The sequence below is a fragment of the Dactylosporangium sp. CA-152071 genome, from assembly GCF_050936335.1.
GTDB classification, from domain to species: Bacteria; Actinomycetota; Actinomycetes; order Mycobacteriales; family Micromonosporaceae; genus Dactylosporangium; species Dactylosporangium maewongense.
The window spans coordinates 2,783,475-2,800,647 of the sequence record NZ_JBNJMZ010000001.1; the positions used below are offsets into that span (position 1 = coordinate 2,783,475).

The following is a 17,173-nucleotide window of genomic DNA, read 5'->3' on the forward strand; positions in this document are numbered from 1 at the left end:
GCCGGCGCGGCGGCCGGGTCGAGCGCTGGTCAAGGCGCAGCCCGGTTCACAGGCGCAGCTCCTGGCCGGGCCAGCGGGAGCGGAGCCAGCGGTCGTGGCTGGCGACGACGATCGCGCCGGGGCCGGGGCCCAGGGCGTCCTCCAGCTCGTCGGCGAGGGTCGGGGACAGGTGGTTCGTCGGCTCGTCGAGGAGCAGCAGCTCCGGCGGGTCGGCGATGAGCAGGGCGAGGGCGAGCCGGCGGCGCTGGCCGACCGACAGCTCCCCCACGGGCCGGGCGACGTCGCGCGGGGCGATCAGGCCCAGCGACCGCAGCGGCACTGACGCGGCGCGGTCCGGGCCGACGGTCTGGTCATAGACGGCGGCCACCGTACGGTCCGGGTCGGGGAAGACGGTGTCCTGGGTGAGGAGGCCGACGGTGAGGCCGCCGCGGCGCTCGACGGTGCCCGTGGACGGGAGCCGGCCGGCGAGGACGGCCAGGAGGGTGGACTTGCCGGCGCCGTTGGGGCCGGTGACGAGGATCCGGTCGGTGGCGAGGATGTCCAGGCGGTCGACGGTGAGGCGGCCCGGCACCGTCAGGGAGCGGGCGGCCACCAGTACACCATCCGCCGACGCCGAAGCGAGCGCTGTGGCGTTGAAGCGCAGCGGGGCAGGGGGTTTGCGGACCTGGGTGCGGGTGAGGTCGTCGAGGCGGCGGCCGGCGTTGCGGACGCGGCGGGAGATCTGCTGCTGGACTCGGCCGGCGGTGTGGCCGTAGCCCATCTTCTCGCTGTCGCGGCGTTCGCGGCCGGGGGCGACCTGGTGCGCCGTGACGGCGACGGCCCGGCGCAGCTCGTCGAGCTGCTCCTGCTCCTCCTCGAAGCGGCGCTGCCAGCGGTCCCGTTCCGCGAGACGGAAAGCCTGGTAGCCGGTGTAGTTGCCGCCGAAGCGGGTGGGGCCGTCGACGGCGGGGTCGAGGTCGATCAGGTCGGTGCAGACGGCGTCGAGGAAGGCGCGGTCGTGGCTGGCGAGGACGACCGCGCCGGGCAGGTCGCGCAGCTGCGCCTCCAGGAACGCGGCCGCGTCGTCGTCGAGGTGGTTGGTGGGCTCGTCCAGCAGCAGCGCCGCCGGGCGGCGGATGAGCACGGCGGCGAGGGCGAGCCGGCCGCGCTGCCCGCCGGAGAGCGAGCCGAGCGGACGGTCGTGCGCCAGCGCGCCCAGGCCGAGGCCGTCGAGGACGAGCTCGGCGCGCCGGTCGGCGTCCCACGCGTCGTGCAGCTGGGCGCGCTCCAGCACCACGCCGTACTCCTCGAGCGTCATCGAGGAGGGGGACTCGAGCGCCGCGACGTCCGCGTGGGACGAGCGCAGCGCGTCGTCGAGGACGTCGGCGATGGTGGCGTCCGCGTCGAACGGCATCTCCTGGTGCAGGTACCCCAGGTCCTCCGGGCGCACGACGGTGCCGGTCTCGGGCTCCTCGGCGCCGGCCAGCAGCCGCAGCAGGGTGGACTTGCCGGCGCCGTTCTCGCCGATGAGGCCGATGCGGTGGCCTGGCGATGCGGTCAGGGAGACGCCGTCGAGCACGCGGCGGGTGCCGTACGTGCGGACGAGGTCATACGCGAGCAGGGCGGAAGAGGACATGCGGACACCACCGACGTTTGGGTAAACGGAAACCCGCCGGGCAAGTGGCCTCGGGCGCGGGTCGGGGAGGTGTCAGTGGATCACATCCCCTCCAACGTACCCCACGAAGCAGCGCTACGGAAGCGAAGCGGCGCTACGGAAGCATGGCGTCGGCCACAGCCCGGCGGGCGGGGTTGTTGCTGCCCCTGCTGGCATCGGGGTGGACGCGGTTGGTGAGCAGGACGAGGACGATGCGGCGGCCCGGGTCGCAGACCAGCGACGTGCCGGTGAAGCCGGTGTGACCGAAGGCGCCCCGGCCGGCGAGCTTCCCCATGTACCAGGCCTGGTCGACGTCGACGCCGAGCCCGTGGGCGGCGGCCGGGCCGAAGCGCCGGTTGGCGTCGGCGCGCATCAGGTCCACTGTGGACGGTCGCAGCAGCGGGCCACCACCGGTCAGCAGCGCCCGGCCCAGCAGCGCGACGTCGGAGGCGGTGGCGAAGAGCCCGGCGTGCCCGGCCACACCGCCGAACGCGGCCGCCGACGGGTCGTGCACCGTCCCCCGGATCCCGCCCTCGGTGGCGGCGGTGGGCAGCGACGAAGGTGGGTTGTAGCCGGTGCGGGCCAGGCCGAGCGGCCCGGCGATCTGCTCCCGGACGAGCAGGTCGAGCGGCTTGCCGCTCAGCCGGGAGACGATCGCGCCGAGGGCGATGAAGTTCTGGTCGGCGTACAGGTAGCCGCCGCCGGCCGGTCCGACCGGCGGCTCCCGCAGCACGTGCTCGACCCGTTCGGCGGGCGTCGATCCGGCCAGCGGGACGTCCTTCGACAGCCCCGACGTGTGCGTCAGCAGCATCTGTACGGTGATCGCCGGCTTGTCCACAAAGGACGGCAGATACCCGGCCACCGGGGCGTCCAGCGCGAGCAGGCCCTGCTCGACGAGGCGCAGCGCCAGCACCGCGGTGAACGTCTTCGTCAGCGAGGCGAGGTCGTAGAGCGTCTCCGTGGTCGCCGGGACCCGCCGGTCCGCGGGCAGCTCGGCCTTCGCGGCGTCGTACCGGACGGCGTCGCCGAACGCGAAGTGCGCGACCACCGCCCCGTCGACGGCCGCGAACACCACGCCGCCCGGGAACATCAGCGAGGACAGGAACGGCGTGACGGCGTCCCGCAGCCGGTCGGCGCGCGACTTCCCGGTCCGCCACGGCGACGGCGTGGCGACCGGCAGCGTCCAGGGCGACACCGGCGAAGGGCTGGCAGGGGCGCGAGGCGTCCCGCGGGCCGGGCGGGCGGTGCAGCCCGCCAGAGCCCCCAGACCGACGCCGAGCAGGGCACGGCGGCGCACTACGACGGCGACCGCACGGCCTCGTACAGCGCGGCCAGGTCGTCGTCGGCGAACCCCCGGTCCGAGGCGGTCCGCAGCAGCGCCGCCGCCGCGTCCACGACGGACCGGTCGACGCCGACGGCCGACGCGAGGTCGCCGACCAGCTCCGCGTCCTTCACCCCGCCGCTCACCGGGAACGCCACCGGGTAGGAACGCTCCATCATGGACGGTGCCTTCGCGTGCAGATACGGCATGTCCAGGGCCCCGCCGGAGACCAGGGACAGGAACAGCTTCGGGTCGAGGCCCAGGCCGTCGGCGAGCGCGACGCTCTGCGCGAGCCCGGCGACGGCGGTCAGCACCCAGCTGTTGACGACGAGCTTGATCCGGCTGCCGGCGCCGGCGTCGCCGAGCCAGGTGACCTTGGCCGCGATCGGCGCGCACAGCGCCTCGACCCGCTCCCGCACCTCCGCGGGGCCGGACGCGAGGACGTTGAGCTTGCCCTGCTCCGCGGGCTGCCGGGTGCCGAGGACCGGCGCGTCGACATACACCAGGCCGAGCTCGGCGGCCAGGGCGGCGAGGTCGTCGGCGCCGGGCACGCCGACGGTGCTCAGCTGGAGCCACAGGGTGCCGGGCGCGGGCGCCGCCGCGGTCATGACCGTCGCCACCGACGCGGCGTCGAACAGGACGGTCACGACCACGTCGGCGCCGTCGACGCACGCGGCGGGCGTGTCGCAGACGACCGCGCCGTCCGGCGCCAGGGCCTCCGCGGTCTCAGCCGTGCGGTTCCACACCCGCACCGCGACGCCGGCCCGCAGCCAGTTCCGCGCGACGGCCGCGCCCATGATCCCGGTCCCCAGCACCGCGACGGTCATCCACTGCCCCTTCCAGGAGGTCCCCGCGCATTGTCCCACCCGGGGACCGGGTGCCGAAGCTGGACAGCGCCGTCTCCAGCAGCGGCAGCGCGTGCAGCACCTGGCCGGACCAGATGAGCACGTCCCACACCCGCTCGAACTTCTTCCACCCGCCCGCGTACGCCAGATGCCGCAGCCGGTCGCCGGGCCGCGGCTTCGCGGAGGCGCCGCGCCAGAGGTTGGACCAGCGGTAGAAGTCCTTGTAGGCCCGCCAGTAGCCGTCCTCGAGCTGCCGGGCGGTCATGCCGCGCGGCTCGTGGACGACGTGCCGGGTGTCGTACAACTCCCAGTCACGGTGCACGATCCGTCCCTCGGCCTCGATGCGGCGGAAGAGGCCGGTGCCCGGGTAGGGGGTCATGATGTGGAACGTGGCGGTCTCGATCCCCTGCCGCACCGCCCAGTCCACGGTGCGGTCGAACACGTCGGGCCCGTCGGAGTCCATGCCGAACACGAAGCTGGCGTTCACCATCACGCCCGCGTCGCGCAGCCGGCGCACGACCTGGCCGTAGTCGCGACCGACGTTCTGCCGCTTGCGCTGCTCGGCGAGGTTCCCGGCGTTGATGGTCTCGAAGCCGACGAAGAGGCTGCGCAGGCCCGCGTCGACGGCCCGCTCCAGCAGGCCCGGCCGCAGGATCGAGTCGACGGTGCCGGCCGCCTGCCACACCCGGCCCGCGCCGCGCATCCCCTCGAACAGTTCGGTGGCGAAGCGCGCGTTGCCGAACAGGTGGTCGTCGAGGAAGTACAGGTGGCGCCCCGGCAGCCGGTCGATCTCGGCGAGCGCGTCGTCGACCGCCTGCGTGTAGAACGACTTCCCGCCCTCGAAGAACGCGTCCTTGTAGCAGAAGTCGCAGTGGTGCGGGCAGCCCCGCGACACGACGATGGAGTTGGGCACCAGGTAGCGGTGGCGTTTGATGAGGTCACGCCGGATCGGCGGCAGTCCCGCGAGGGTGCGTTGTTTCGAGGTGTACCGCTTGGTCGTGGTCCCCTGTCGCAGGTCGGCCAGGAAGGCGGGCCACGTGTCCTCGCCCGGCCCGCAGAAGACGCTGTCGGCATGCGCGGCGGCCTCGTCCGGCAACGACGTGACGTGCAGCCCGCCGAGCGCGACGAACACGCCGCGGGCCCGGTACCAGTCCGCCAGCTCGTAGGAGCGCCGCGCGGAGGTGATGTAGACCTGGATGACGACGAGGTCGGGCAGGTCGGCGAAGGCCGGGTCGAAGCGCTCGACGTGCTCGTCGACGATGCGCACCTCGTCGTCCCCGGGTAGGTAGCCCGCGAGGGTCGCGAGGCCGAGCGGTGGGAAGAGGCTGTACTTGATCGGCCGGAACAGTGGGCTGGTCGCCTCGGTCAGGGCCGGAAGAATCATCAGCACCCGCATGGCACCGACGGTAGGCATCGACCGGGGGCGAGCAGGTGTGCGAGATGTGCAGATGTCGTGCGCGACCGCCGTCGTAGGCTGGCTGCGTGAAGACATTCCAGCTCGGTGACCGGACCGTCCACCGCATCGGCTTCGGGGCGATGCAGCTGCCCGGCCGGGGTGCCTTCGGGCCGCCCCGGGACCGTGCCGAGGCCCTCGCCGTGGTGCGGCGCGCGGTCGAGCTCGGCGTCGACCACATCGACACCGCGCAGTACTACGGCCCCGACGTGGCCAACGAGCTGCTGCGCTCGGCGCTGCACCCGTACGACTCCCGCCTCGTGCTGGTGAGCAAGGTCGGCGCGGCGCGGGACGACAAGGGCGGCTGGCTGCCGGCGCAGGAGCCCGAGCAGCTGCGCGCCGGGGTCCTGGACAACCTGCGCTCCCTCGACGTGGAGCGGCTCGACGTGGTGAACCTGCGGGTGACGGGCCCGGACGGCGACTTCGACGCCCAGCTCGACGCGATGATCGCCATGCGCGACGAGGGGCTGATCGGCGCCGTCGGGCTCAGCAACATCACCCTCGCCCAGCTCGAGCACGCGCTGACCCGGACCGCGGTCGCGTGCGTGCAGAATCCGTACAACCTGGTCGACCGCGGCGGCGAGGACGTGCTGCGCGCGTGCACGGACCGCGGGATCGCCTTCGTGCCGTTCTTCCCGCTGGGCGCGGCGTTCGGCCGGGAGCGGGTCCTCGGCCACCCGGCGGTGAAGTCCGCGGCGCTGCGCCTCGACGCCACCCCGGCGCAGATCGCCCTGGCCTGGATCCTCGCGATCGCGCCGAACACGCTGCTCATCCCCGGCACCGCCTCGCTGGAGCACCTGGAGGAGAACGTCGGCGCCGGGCGGGTCGTCCTGGACGACGAGGCGCTTGCAGAAATCGGATGAGTACCAGGAGGAACCTGCTGGCCCTGGCCGTGCTGGCGTACCTGAGCCAGCGGCCGATGCACCCGTACGAGCTGTCCAAGACCCTGCGCAACCACGGCGACGACCGCAGCATCAAGTTCACCCACGGCTCGGTGTACATGGTGGTCGAGCAGCTGCTGAAGGCCGGCCTGGTCGCGGAGCAGGAGACGACCCGCGAAGGGCAGCGTCCCGAGCGGACCGTCTACGGCATCACCCCCGAAGGGCGGGCCGAGCTGCAAGGGTGGCTGCGCGACCTGGTCGGCGTGCCGCGGCACGAGTACCCGGCGTTCGGGTCCGCCCTGTCCCTGGTCAGCGCCCTGCACCCGGACGTCGTCGTCGAGCTGCTGCGCGAGCGCCTGTCCCGGCTGCGGACCGACCGCGCGACCGCCGCGGAGCTGGCCGGGGGCACCGAGCCGCACCCGTTGTTCCTGATCGAGGAGGTGTACCGGCTGGGCCTGCTCGACGCGGAGATCGCCTTCGTCGAGCGGTTCATCGAACAGATCACCGACCCGGCCGACGGCTGGCGTCCCATGTGGGCCGCGTACCACGACGCGAAATAGTTGACTCTGACTAGTCAGCGACGGATAGTTGGTGTCAACCAATCGTCTCGTCGGGGGTTCGTCATGGGAACTGTCACGTCCGCGATCGTCGTCGGCGGCGGCATCGCCGGCCCGGTCGCCGCGCTCGCCCTGCGGAAGGCGGGCATCGCCGCCACCGTGTACGAGGGGCACGACGGCTTCGCCGACGGTGTCGGCGGGGCGCTGAGCATCGCGCCGAACGGGCGCACCGCCCTCGCCGCCGTCGACGCCGACCACGTCGTGGAGCGGGTCGGCACACCGATGTCCGGGATGGTCATGCAGAGCTGGACCGGCAAGCGGCTCGCCGAGTTCGGCTCGTTCGACGACCTGCCGCCGATGCAGCTGGTCTGGCGGCACGAGCTCTACCGCGCCCTCTACGACGAGGCCGTCGCCCGCGGCGTCCGCATCGTGCACGGCAAGCGCCTGGTCTCGGTGCGCGGCGGCGTCGCCGGCTTCGCCGACGGCAGCACCGCCGAGGCCGACGTCGTCATCGGCGCCGACGGGATCCGCTCCACGGTGCGCCGGCTCATCGACCCGTCCGCGCCCTCGCCCCGCTACGTCGGGCTGCTCGGCTTCGGCGCCCGCTGCGGCCCGGCCGGGGTGGCCCCGACCGGCGACAAGATGCACCTGGTCTTCGGCCGGCGCGCGTTCTTCGGCTACCAGGTGACCGCCGGTGGGGACAGCGGCTGGTTCGTCAACCTGCCGTCGAAGGATCCGTCGTACGGTGCGACCTTCAGCCGCGAGGAGTGGCTGCCGATCCTCGCGGACGCGTTCGCCGGCGACCGGATCCCCGCCGTGGCGCTGATCCGCGGCACCGACCCGGTGGCTCTCGTCGTCACCGGCGGCCTGGAGGACATCCCGTCGGTGCCTGTGTGGCACCGCGACCGGGCCGTCCTCATCGGCGACGCCGCGCACCCCACCTCGCCCAGCTCCGGGCAGGGCGCGTCCCTCGCCATCGAGAGCGCCGTGCAGCTCGCCCGCTGCCTGCGCGACCTTCCCGTGCCGGCGGCGTTCACGGCGTACGAGCGACTACGGCGCGCCCGGGTCGAGCGGGTGATCGCGACCGCGGCCCGCACGAACAGCGACAAGGCCGCCGGTCCGGTCGCGCGGGTCCTGCGCGACCTGCTGATGCCGCCGATGATGCGCCTGTTCGCCGACCCCGCGAAGTGGCGGTGGCAGTTCGACCACCCGATCGACTTCGCGGCGCCGGTCACCACGGGGACGGCGCTCAGCCCTTCGGGAAGGGGATGACCTTCGTGGCGCCGGTGCCGAGGCGCTGCACCACGAGGGTGGCGGTCTCGGGGGTGAGGTTGCGGGCGTCGGCGACGTTCCAGCCCTCGCCGGCCGCGTAGGTGGCGCCCTGCCAGGTCGGGTGGACGACGGGGATGAGCGCCTTCATCACCGACTCGAACGCCTGCGCGTCGCTCGCCCGGTCGAACGTGGTGATCGTGACGACGGTGCCCTCCAGGGAGCAGGTGCCCTGGTCGTGGAAGCGGTACACCGACTCGTCGTGGGTGGTCGCCTGGGTGTAGTTGTCGCAGCCGAGGTCGGCGGCGACCTTGGCGGCGGGCTCCCCCAGGTACGCGGGCTTCGTCAGCATGTCGACGACCCGCGGGGCCTGCCAGCCGATGACGCCGGCCGCGACGGCGAGCAGGGCCGCACCGGCGGCGAGCTTCGGGTTGCGACGCGGCTTCGTCTCCTCAGCCGTCGCCGTCGCCGGCTCCTCGGAGATCTCCAGGGACGCTACCAACGCGGGCCTCCTGCGGTACAAGCGCTGAATTTTGCTGACATGTCGAATTTAGGTGCAATCGGGGTGCGGATCTGTCCCCCGGGCAGCCAGAAAGGCCGGCGCTGGGGGCACCGGCCTTCCTGGGTGTTGCCGTGGTGACTACATGGACCCCGCCGCGACGAACGTGTAGCCCGCCGCCTGGATGCCCGTGACGGTCTCCTGCAGGTAGCTCAGCGGCACGTACGGGTGGAAGAAGAAGCTCGCCACACCGTCCCGCACGACCGTGTTCAGCTGCGCGGACTTCACGATGTCCGCCGACAGGTGGGCCGGGTGGTTGTTGAACGGCTCCAGCTCGATGTTGCCGATGTTCTCCGGCACCGTCAGCACCCCGTAGATGTCGCTCACCGTGTACGGGAAGAACTGGCCGAAGATGCGGCTGTTGTCCAGCGCCCCGCCGCGCAGCGCGCCGGAGGTGTACAGGCCGCGGTCGTACCGCGTCTTGAACGTCGCCGCGACCGCCCTGTTGGACGCGTCGGAGCCGGCGTAGTGCGGGAACTCGAAGATGGTCGGCGCGGCCAGGCCGGCCGCCTTGAACGCCGCGAACGCGCCGTCGATGCGGCCCTGCGCCCAGGCCTGCGAGTCCGCCGGCACCGGGCCGTCGTAGATCACGTAGTTGGTGACCGGGTCGACGTGCGCGGTGTAGAACTCGAAGTCGTCCGCGCTGGCGCCGTTGTACGGGTTGATCATGCTCTCGTACTGGTGCGTGTAGCCGTGCATCAGCAGCGTGCCGCCGTGCGACTGCATGTACTTGAGCTCGGCGACGACCTGGGGCCGGTCGGCGAGGGTGTAGTCCTCGGCCCTGCCGCCCGTGCCGGAGCCCAGCGGGTCACGGTAGCGGGAGTAGACGGCCACCGAGAACGGGATGTTCTTGCCGTACAGGTAGTTGGTGATCGCCCGCAGCTCGCTCGGCTCCGCGTCCGGGCCGACGTCCTCGATGCGCACCAGGGCGCGGTGCCGCTCCGCGGTCGACGGCGCGAGCACGTCGAACAGGAAGTCGGAGAAGGCGACGTACCGGTCGTCGGCGCTGATGTACGAGAACGGGATCTCGCCGAGGTACGTGAAGTTGCCGGACCGCACGCCCCACGGCAGCGTCGTGCCGTCGGCGCGGACCGCGGTCGCGACCGGCGTCGCCTTGGTGGCGTCGCTGATCGTGGTGTTCATGATGCCGGCGCCGTTCTGCGGGTCCCGGGTGAACGTCTTCGCCTTGTAGTTCACCGTCGACACCGACGACACGTCGAAGCCGGTCCACGTGAAGCCGCGGTTGGCCACGAAGTTCGGGTCGCGGGCCGTCAGCTGCCAGATGTTGTCGTAGATCCACACGACCGGCTTGGTGGTCGCGGTCACGTCGTCGAGGAACGCGAGCGGCAGCGGCTCGTCGTACGTGCTGCCCAGGTACACCACGGCCTGGAACTGCTCCAGCTCACCGGCGGCGTAGCTGGTCACCGGCTGCGCGGTCCAGTCGCCGAAGTGGGAGCTGAGGTTCGCGGCGGCGGTCGCGTACAGCTCGCCGAGGAAGCCGTACGGGCCGGTGGTGTCGTACAGCACCAGCGTCTTGCCGGTCGAGCCGGGGATGCCGGCGCCGTTGACGCCGTTCGCGACCGGCGTGGCCGGGGTCGTCACGACCGTGCTCGGCGACGCCGGGGACGTGTTGCCCGCCGCGTCTTCAGCGGTGATTTTCAATGAGTACGCGGTCAGCGGCGACAGGCCGGTCAGCGTGGCGCTGTTGACGGTGCTGGTCACGACCTCCGGGCCGCCGGTGACCGTGTACTTGGTGACGCCCACGTTGTCGGTCGACGCGGGCCATGTCAGCGTCACGCCGGTCGACGTGAGCGCGCTCGCGACCGGGGCGCCCGGGGCGGTCGGTGCGGCCGTGTCCGGCGCCGGCGGCGGCGTCAGGGTCGTGAACGCCACCGGTGCCGACGCCGCGGACGCGTTCCCGGCGGCGTCGAGCGCCTTGACGGTCACGCTGTGCGCGGTGCCCGGCTCCAGGCCGGCGAGGGTCGTGGAGGTGCCGGTGACGGTCGCCTTCAGCGTGCCGTTGTCGAACACCTGGTAGCCCGTCACGCCGACGGCGTCCGTGGAGGCGCCCCAGCTGACGGTCGCGCCCGTCGTGGTGACGTCCGCGACGCTCGGCGCGCCCGGCACGCTCGGCGCCGTCCTGTCCGTGACCCCGGTGGTGAACGACCACGTGTAGGTCGACGTGCTGACCTTCACCGTCATCGTGTACTTCGTCTGCTCGGCGAGCGCGGCGCGCGGGGTGAACGTGAACGTGTGCGTCGGCGCGTCGTATGCGTAATAGCTCGCGACCGATGCGCCGCCGCTGGTCTTGACGAACGAGTACCGCATCGCCGTCGGGTCGACCGCGTCGCCGTAGCTGATCGTCGGGCGGACGCCGACGGCGACGCCGGTCGTCCCGTTCTTCGGCGTGACCCCGCTGACCGCCGGCCCCGCGGCATGGGCCGCCGTGCTCAGGCCACCGGCGGCGATGGAGCCGACGATCGTCGACGCCACCAGCTTCACCACAGTGCGCACAGGTGCTCGCTTTCGCTTGGGTTTCGTGTGTACGGCTTGGGCTTTGTGCGTGTGGGCCCCAGCGTTTTCACCGGGGCCCACACCGTGGTTCTTGCTCTTTGCTCTTGGCGGTTAAGCCTTGGCGGTTAAGCCTTGGCGGTTAAGCCTTGGCGATTCAGCCTTGGCGGCTAAGCCTTGGCGGTTAAGCCTTGGCGATTCAGCCGAAGCTGACGCAGGTGACCAGCGCGCTCACGGAGTTGGAGCTGCCGCTGTGCGTGAAGGTGAACTGCCAGGTCTTGCCGTCCGTCGACTGCTTGCTGCTGGACTGCGTCACGTTGCCCGAGCCGGTCTCGCTCCACGTGCCGACCATCGCGATGCCCGCGTTGTCGCACGTGACGTTCAGGACGTTGTTCGTCGACGTGCCGCTGCCGATGTTGAGCGTGCCGGGCTTCGTCGAGGACGTCGCCGTGGGCGCCGCGCCCTTGATGTTGCCGCTCGGCGTCCAGGTGGTCGCGGCGGTCTTCTTGTAGAGGTTGTACGTCGCGGTGTCGAGGTACATGTCGCCGACCGCGCCGTTCGCACCCGCCGGGGCACCCGTGCCGGTCAGCCAGACCGAGCCGTTCGCGCCGGCCGCACCCGCGGGACCCTGTGCGCCGGTGGCACCCGCGGCGCCGGTGGCACCGGTCGCGCCGGCCGCACCCGCGGCACCCTGGGCGCCGGTCGCACCCGCGGCACCGGCGGCGCCGTCCTTGCCCTTGAGGGAGGCCAGCCACTCCTCCGGCGTGCCGGTGAACGCGTTCATGTCGACCGCGAGCTGGTACGCGTCCTTGCCGTCGACACCGTTCACGCCCACCAGCGAGGCGAGCCACTCCTGCACCGTGCCGATGGTGGGGTCGTTGGCGAGGGCCAGGTCGTACGCGCTCAGGCCGGGCATGCCCTGGATGCCCTGAAGACCCTGGATGCCCTGCTCGCCCTTCTCACCCTGCGCGCCGGCCGCACCGGCGGCGCCGGTCTCGCCCTTCTCACCCTGCTCGCCCTTGGGACCCGGGTCGCCGTCCTTGCCGTTGATGCCGGGGATGCCCTGGAGACCCTGGGCGCCGGTCTCGCCCTTCTCACCCTGGGCACCGGTCGCACCGGTCGCACCGGTCTCGCCCTTCTCCCCCTGAGCACCCTGAGCACCCTGGGCGCCGGTCGCACCGGTTTCGCCCTTCTCACCCTGCGCGCCCTGGGCACCGGTCGCACCGGTCTCGCCCTGAGCACCCTGGGCGCCGGCCGCACCGGTTTCACCCTTCTCGCCCTGAGCACCCTGGGCACCGGTGGCACCGGTCTCGCCCTTCTCACCCTGGGCTCCCTGGGCTCCCTGGGCTCCCTGGGCTCCCTGGGCTCCCTGGGCTCCCTGGGCTCCCTGGGCGCCAGTCTCGCCCTGAGCACCCTGCGCGCCGGTCTCACCCTTCTCGCCCTGGGCACCCTGGGCACCCTGGGCACCCTGGGCACCCTGGGCGCCCGCCTCGCCCTTCTCGCCCTGAGCGCCCTGCGCACCCTGGGCACCGGTGGCGCCAGTGGCACCGTTCTCGCCCTTGGCGCCCTGAGCGCCGGTCGCGCCGGTCGCACCCGTCTCGCCCTTGGCACCCTGTGCGCCAGTCGCGCCGGCCGCCCCCTGGGCGCCAGTCGCGCCGGTGGCACCCGTCGCACCCGTGGCACCTGTGGCACCCTTCGCGCCGGCGGCACCCGTCGCGCCCGTCGCACCTGTGGCACCCTTCGCGCCGGTGGCACCGGTCGCGCCGGTAGCACCCTTCGGGCCGGTGGCGCCGGTCGCGCCGACGGCGCCGGTGGCACCCGTCGCGCCGGTAGCACCCTTGGGCCCGGTCTGGTTCCACTGCACCATCTGCTCGCTGCTCCGGCACCGCGAGCCGGCCTGGTAGTCGATGACACGCAGTGCGCTGGTGTTCTTGTCCCGGCACCCGGTGATGACACCGGTGTTGCTGGCCGGCACAGCACCGTAAGCGGCAGCGCCGACACCGACGAGCACAGCCGCGGCGGTCGCACCGATGGCGGCGATCTTCTGCTTCTTCGAGCGGAACACGCAGTTCTCCTAATCTGGGGGCGGTACGTTTATCGGTGACGACTTGCTTCGCTATTTACTGGTGACGACGACGCGCTCGGACGGCTTCAGCAGCTCCGGTTTCGGCGGCGGCTGCAACTCGCTCCGACTAGCGGGCCGGGAAACAACACCGGCATCCGCCGCCGGCGTCTGATGCGCCGCCGCCAGGTAGATCACGGCCCCCAGCGCCACCGCGGCAACAGCGGCCCCGAAGCCCATCACAGCTTTCTTCAGCACGGAAAACCCCCGCTCCCGCCGCAGCACGGCACGCTTGAGAAACCCTCGAATCACCGAGGGCAAGAATGTGGAATGCGTTTACGTCAGCGATTCACTGCTGCTCATGAGGGCGCAAAAATACGCACACCGGTTCCCCCGTGAATACTCACCTGAACACGGGCCCGGTTTCGCCACTCGCTCCCCACCGGACCAAACTGGCGACCAAAGACGCCCGGCGGATCTCTGCTTCCCGCCAGCCTGTGCGGCTGGTCCACCTAAGGTAGCCGCCCGGGTGCGACGAGGTTGTCAGCAACCGAGTGGCACCCCACCACCCCAGTCAGATGACAACCCCTCCCCCACCGCGCAAACCCAACCACAGAGAGTGACACCACCCAGCCAAACCTTCACAAAACGGCCCACAGCAACCCCCCACCCAACACCCACCGCCACCACAGCACCGCAGCACATCCCGCACCGACCGCCGCGACGACATCCAGCCCGGCGCGGCTTCGTCAACCACCACCAGCAACATCGGCCCTCACCACGCCCTCAATACCGACGCCACCGACAACCCCCACCGCCACCCGCCTCGAACACCGCCCCTGCCGCACAGCCACTTCGCCCGCACCGGCGCACAACGACAAGAGCCACCCAGCACCGACACCGCCCTTCCCACCACCGCCTCGATCGAAGGACAGTCCTGGCCGCCACCACGACCAACCCCATCCTTCGATCACCACACCGCCCGACCCCGCTCCGACAAACCCACGAGCGCCGGACACGACAGCGTTCGCCCACCTCAGATACCTCAGCCCCAGCCGGCCTCACCCGGTCAGGTCGGGGGCGCAGGACGACGGGGCGCAGGACGACGGCGCGGAGCTCGGCACCAGACCCTTCAGCGGTCGCCACCCCAGAAGCACCGAACCACGGGATTGCCAGCACCCCGGCCGCCGCCCCCGCTCCGCAAGACCGCAACGCCACCGCAGCAGCGCAACACAAGTCCAGCCCGTTCACACGCCTGCCGTTCCCACACCACCGCACCAATTCACCACCGCAGGCCCACACCACCGCGAGCCCACACCACCGCAGGCCCACACCACCGCAGGCCCACACCACCGCAGGCCCACACCACCGCAGGCCTACATCACCGCGGGCCTACATCACCGCTGGCCGACACCACCACACCCGCCATCCACCCCGACCACCACCACTACCGCCGACCACCACAACCCGCACCACCCACGAAGAACCCGCACCACCCAACCCGATCCACCGGCAGCACGACCTTCGCGACGAGTTCGGGTTCGTCGCCGACCGCGGCGTCGGGGAGGACCTTCAGCGCCGCCGGCATCCTGACACCGCGGTGCCACCGCCATCCGACCCCAACACGGACACTGCCGCGGCCCAGCCCACCGGCCAACACAGCCCGTCGTCCACCGCTCGGGGTGCGGCACCCGTCAGCGATGGAGCCGTCGCAGGACAGGTATTGGTGCCGAGGTATCAGGCGGCGTCGTGGCGCAGCGGCTGCGCGGCCTCCTCCTGCAACAGCGCGAGGCGGGTCGAGCCGAGGGCCACCGCGGCCACGGCGAGGCGCCAGACGACGATGCCGAACTCGGTCGTCGTGATGTGGCCGGTGCCGAACCGCCCGTTGACGCCCTCCAGGCCGGGGAAGCTGACGACCAGCATGATCACGGCAGCGGCGGCCGTCGCCGGGGGTAACCACCGTCGGCGCGTCCGCTCGAACGCCACCCACGCCGCGAGCGCGAGCACCGCCGTGCCCGCGATGAGAATCATCGCCACGGTCAGCGACACGGGACGGTGCCCGTCCAGGCGGCTCGCGCCGTAGATGCCCCAGCCGGTCCACTCGACACCGCCGCGCATCAACAGGACCTCGCCGGTCTCGGCGACGCCCGTGTTGTCCTCGCTGGCCCACGGCATGCTCATGGCGAGCACCGCGGCCAGGGCGCCGACGAGCGCCACGACCCGGGCCCCCATGCCTGCCGCCGTGAACTCAGCGCGCTGTGGTGCCGTCATGGTCGTAGACCGTAGTGGATGCACTGGCTCACGTCAGCGCCTGCGCTTCGCGCTCAGCTGACGGTAGCCGGGATGTACACCTGGAGTGAGACCCTGCTGGTCGGCGATGCGCTGCAGTAACCCGGCGAGCTGCGCCCGCTCGTCAGGGTCGAGTGCGGCACAGAGATCCTCGTCGTGCGCGCGGGCGAGCTGTCGCATCTCCATGAGCACCTGCCGGCCGTCGTCCGTGAGGTGCAGCGCGTGATGCCGTCGGTCGCTCACGCCGGGCCGCCGCTCGACGAGCCCCTTGTGGTCGAGCGTGTCGAGGATCGCCACCACACGGCTCGGCACCACACCCATGTCGGCCGCCACCGACTGCTGACTCCGCCCCGGCGCCCCGGCGATCATGCGCAACAGCCCGACCTCGGGCGGCGTCAGCCCCAGCGCTTCGACACGCTCGGCGAACCTGCCGGCAGCGTGCGCACCGACCTGCGCGACGAGAAACGCCGCACCCTGCGGGGGTTGCCCAGGACTAGTCACAGCGCTAGTGTACTGAATAATTCACTCGACTGAACCATTCATCTCGTGAAGGGATCACATCATGGCCACGCCTGCTGTCCAGGCTGCCGCCGGGCCGGTTTCCCGACCTGGCCAAGGCGGCCCACCGCTCGGCGTTCTCGGCGTCGTCGTCACCGCTCTGTTCATCGCCGGCCTGGTGCTCGGCACCGTGCTGGCCGACGGGACCCCGTTCCCGTCACCGTTCGGCGACGCGGCGCAGATCGTCGCGTATTTCCAGGACCACGAGTTCGCTGTGCGTGTCGGCGGCACGCTCCAGTTCGCCGCCGCCATCCCCCTCGCCATCTACGCGGCGACCGCCTCGGCCCGCCTGCACCGCCTCGGCATCCGCGCCCCGGGCGCCACCATCGCCCTCGCCGGCGGCCTGCTCGCCGCCGCCTTCATGGCCTTCTCCGGCCTCGTCAGCTGGACCCTCTCCCAGCCGGCCGCGACAACCGACCCCGAGGTCATCCGCCTCCTGCAGCTGCTCGCCTTCGCCACCGGCGGCCCCGGCCACGTGGTGCCGCTGGGGCTGCTGCTCGCCGGGATCGCGGTCCCGGGCCTCCTCGCGGGCCTGCTGCCCCGCTGGCTCGCCTGGGCCGGCCTGGCCATCGCCGCCGTCGCCGAGCTCGCCACGCTGGGCCTCTTACTCGAGCCCGCCACGTACCTGCTGCCGGTCGCTAGGTTCACCGCCCTCGCCTGGCTGATCACCGCAGGCTTCAAGCTCCCGCTTCACCGCCGCTCCGGCACCACCACGTGACAACCGACGGTCCACCCCGGCGCCTCACCGCGTCCAAGCGCGCCGACCGAAGCGATTCGTCACGCCGAGGAACGTTCGCGCGGCACCGGCCGGCATGCGCCTCGCGACGAGCCATCCGAACGCACTGACCGAAGCCGATCGTTACCCCGGGGAACACTCACGCGGTGCCGGACCAACATGCACCTCGCGACCGCGGGCTCCAAGCTCCCGCTCCACCGCCGCTCCAGCACCACCAGGTGACGACCGACGATCCGCCCCGGCGCCTCACCGCATCCGAGCGCGACGACCGAAGCCGGTCGTCACGCCGGGCATGCTCACACGGTGCCGGGCCAACATGCACCTCGCGACGAGCCATTCGAGCGCACTGACCGAAGCCGATCGTCACGCCGGGGAACGCTCGCGCGGCACCACCCAGTGTGCGTCTCGCGACGGGCCATCCGAGCGCACTGACCGAGTCGATCGTCACGCCGGGGAACGCTCGCGCGGTGCTGGGCAGCATGCGTCTCGCGGCAGGCCG

15 protein-coding genes are annotated in these 17,173 nt (G+C 72.0%); 4 read left to right on the forward strand and 11 right to left on the reverse strand.

Annotated elements, in window-relative coordinates:
* Positions 1-46 precede the first annotated feature (46 nt).
* From ACQEVZ_RS12320 to ACQEVZ_RS12335, 4 genes are all read right to left on the reverse strand, one after another.
* On the reverse strand, positions 47-1,615 hold the full coding sequence (locus ACQEVZ_RS12320; RefSeq protein WP_433365510.1) for an ABC-F family ATP-binding cassette domain-containing protein: 1,569 nt from the start codon (positions 1,613-1,615) through the stop codon (positions 47-49).
* 133 nt (positions 1,616-1,748) lie between these two features.
* Positions 1,749-2,828, reverse strand: coding sequence for a serine hydrolase domain-containing protein (locus tag ACQEVZ_RS12325; RefSeq protein WP_433365513.1), 1,080 nt, complete (start codon positions 2,826-2,828; stop codon positions 1,749-1,751).
* 101 nt (positions 2,829-2,929) lie between these two features.
* Positions 2,930-3,781: an NAD(P)-dependent oxidoreductase gene (locus ACQEVZ_RS12330; protein WP_433365516.1), complete on the reverse strand. Its 852-nt coding sequence runs from the start codon at positions 3,779-3,781 to the stop codon at positions 2,930-2,932.
* Positions 3,681-5,195, reverse strand: a complete 1,515-nt coding sequence (locus ACQEVZ_RS12335; RefSeq protein ID WP_433365519.1) for a B12-binding domain-containing radical SAM protein — start codon at positions 5,193-5,195, stop codon at positions 3,681-3,683. Before ACQEVZ_RS12335 ends, ACQEVZ_RS12330 begins: the two co-directional genes overlap by 101 nt.
* A gap of 86 nt (positions 5,196-5,281) precedes the next feature.
* Here ACQEVZ_RS12335 and ACQEVZ_RS12340 point away from each other — a divergent pair, with 86 nt between their 5' ends.
* From ACQEVZ_RS12340 to ACQEVZ_RS12350, 3 genes are all read left to right on the forward strand, one after another.
* Entirely contained in the window at positions 5,282-6,115 is an 834-nt protein-coding gene (locus ACQEVZ_RS12340; protein ID WP_433365522.1) for an oxidoreductase, read from the forward strand.
* A complete protein-coding gene (locus ACQEVZ_RS12345) occupies positions 6,112-6,693 on the forward strand; it encodes a PadR family transcriptional regulator (RefSeq protein ID WP_433365525.1) in 582 nt (193 codons plus the stop codon). Before ACQEVZ_RS12340 ends, ACQEVZ_RS12345 begins: the two co-directional genes overlap by 4 nt.
* 63 nt (positions 6,694-6,756) lie before the next feature.
* A complete protein-coding gene (locus ACQEVZ_RS12350) occupies positions 6,757-7,962 on the forward strand; it encodes an FAD-dependent oxidoreductase (protein ID WP_433365528.1) in 1,206 nt (401 codons plus the stop codon).
* Here ACQEVZ_RS12350 and ACQEVZ_RS12355 read toward each other — a convergent pair.
* The 7 genes from ACQEVZ_RS12355 to ACQEVZ_RS12385 all read right to left on the reverse strand — a co-directional run bounded on the left by ACQEVZ_RS12355 (position 7,940) and on the right by ACQEVZ_RS12385 (position 15,881).
* Entirely contained in the window at positions 7,940-8,461 is a 522-nt protein-coding gene (locus ACQEVZ_RS12355) for a hypothetical protein (RefSeq protein WP_354897745.1), read from the reverse strand. The genes ACQEVZ_RS12350 and ACQEVZ_RS12355 overlap by 23 nt on opposite strands.
* Positions 8,462-8,599: 138 nt before the next feature.
* Complete coding sequence (locus tag ACQEVZ_RS12360; RefSeq protein WP_433365531.1) at positions 8,600-11,032, reverse strand: DUF2334 domain-containing protein; 2,433 nt, start codon at positions 11,030-11,032, stop codon at positions 8,600-8,602.
* Between the two features lie 196 nt (positions 11,033-11,228).
* On the reverse strand, positions 11,229-13,094 hold the full coding sequence (locus tag ACQEVZ_RS12365) for a hypothetical protein (RefSeq protein ID WP_433365534.1): 1,866 nt from the start codon (positions 13,092-13,094) through the stop codon (positions 11,229-11,231).
* Between the two features lie 51 nt (positions 13,095-13,145).
* Positions 13,146-13,403 carry a hypothetical protein gene (locus ACQEVZ_RS12370; protein ID WP_344504197.1) on the reverse strand — a complete coding sequence of 86 codons (258 nt, stop codon included), beginning with the start codon at positions 13,401-13,403 and terminating at the stop codon, positions 13,146-13,148.
* 1,135 nt (positions 13,404-14,538) lie between these two features.
* Positions 14,539-14,679 carry a hypothetical protein gene (locus ACQEVZ_RS12375; protein WP_433365537.1) on the reverse strand — a complete coding sequence of 47 codons (141 nt, stop codon included), beginning with the start codon at positions 14,677-14,679 and terminating at the stop codon, positions 14,539-14,541.
* Between the two features lie 149 nt (positions 14,680-14,828).
* Positions 14,829-15,362 carry a hypothetical protein gene (locus ACQEVZ_RS12380; protein ID WP_433365540.1) on the reverse strand — a complete coding sequence of 178 codons (534 nt, stop codon included), beginning with the start codon at positions 15,360-15,362 and terminating at the stop codon, positions 14,829-14,831.
* A 33-nt stretch (positions 15,363-15,395) separates the two neighbouring features.
* Entirely contained in the window at positions 15,396-15,881 is a 486-nt protein-coding gene (locus ACQEVZ_RS12385; protein ID WP_354897730.1) for a MarR family winged helix-turn-helix transcriptional regulator, read from the reverse strand.
* A 61-nt stretch (positions 15,882-15,942) separates the two neighbouring features.
* Between ACQEVZ_RS12385 and ACQEVZ_RS12390 the strand changes: the two genes are divergently transcribed.
* Positions 15,943-16,656, forward strand: a complete 714-nt coding sequence (locus ACQEVZ_RS12390; protein ID WP_433365543.1) for a hypothetical protein — start codon at positions 15,943-15,945, stop codon at positions 16,654-16,656.
* Positions 16,657-17,173: the final 517 nt, after the last annotated feature.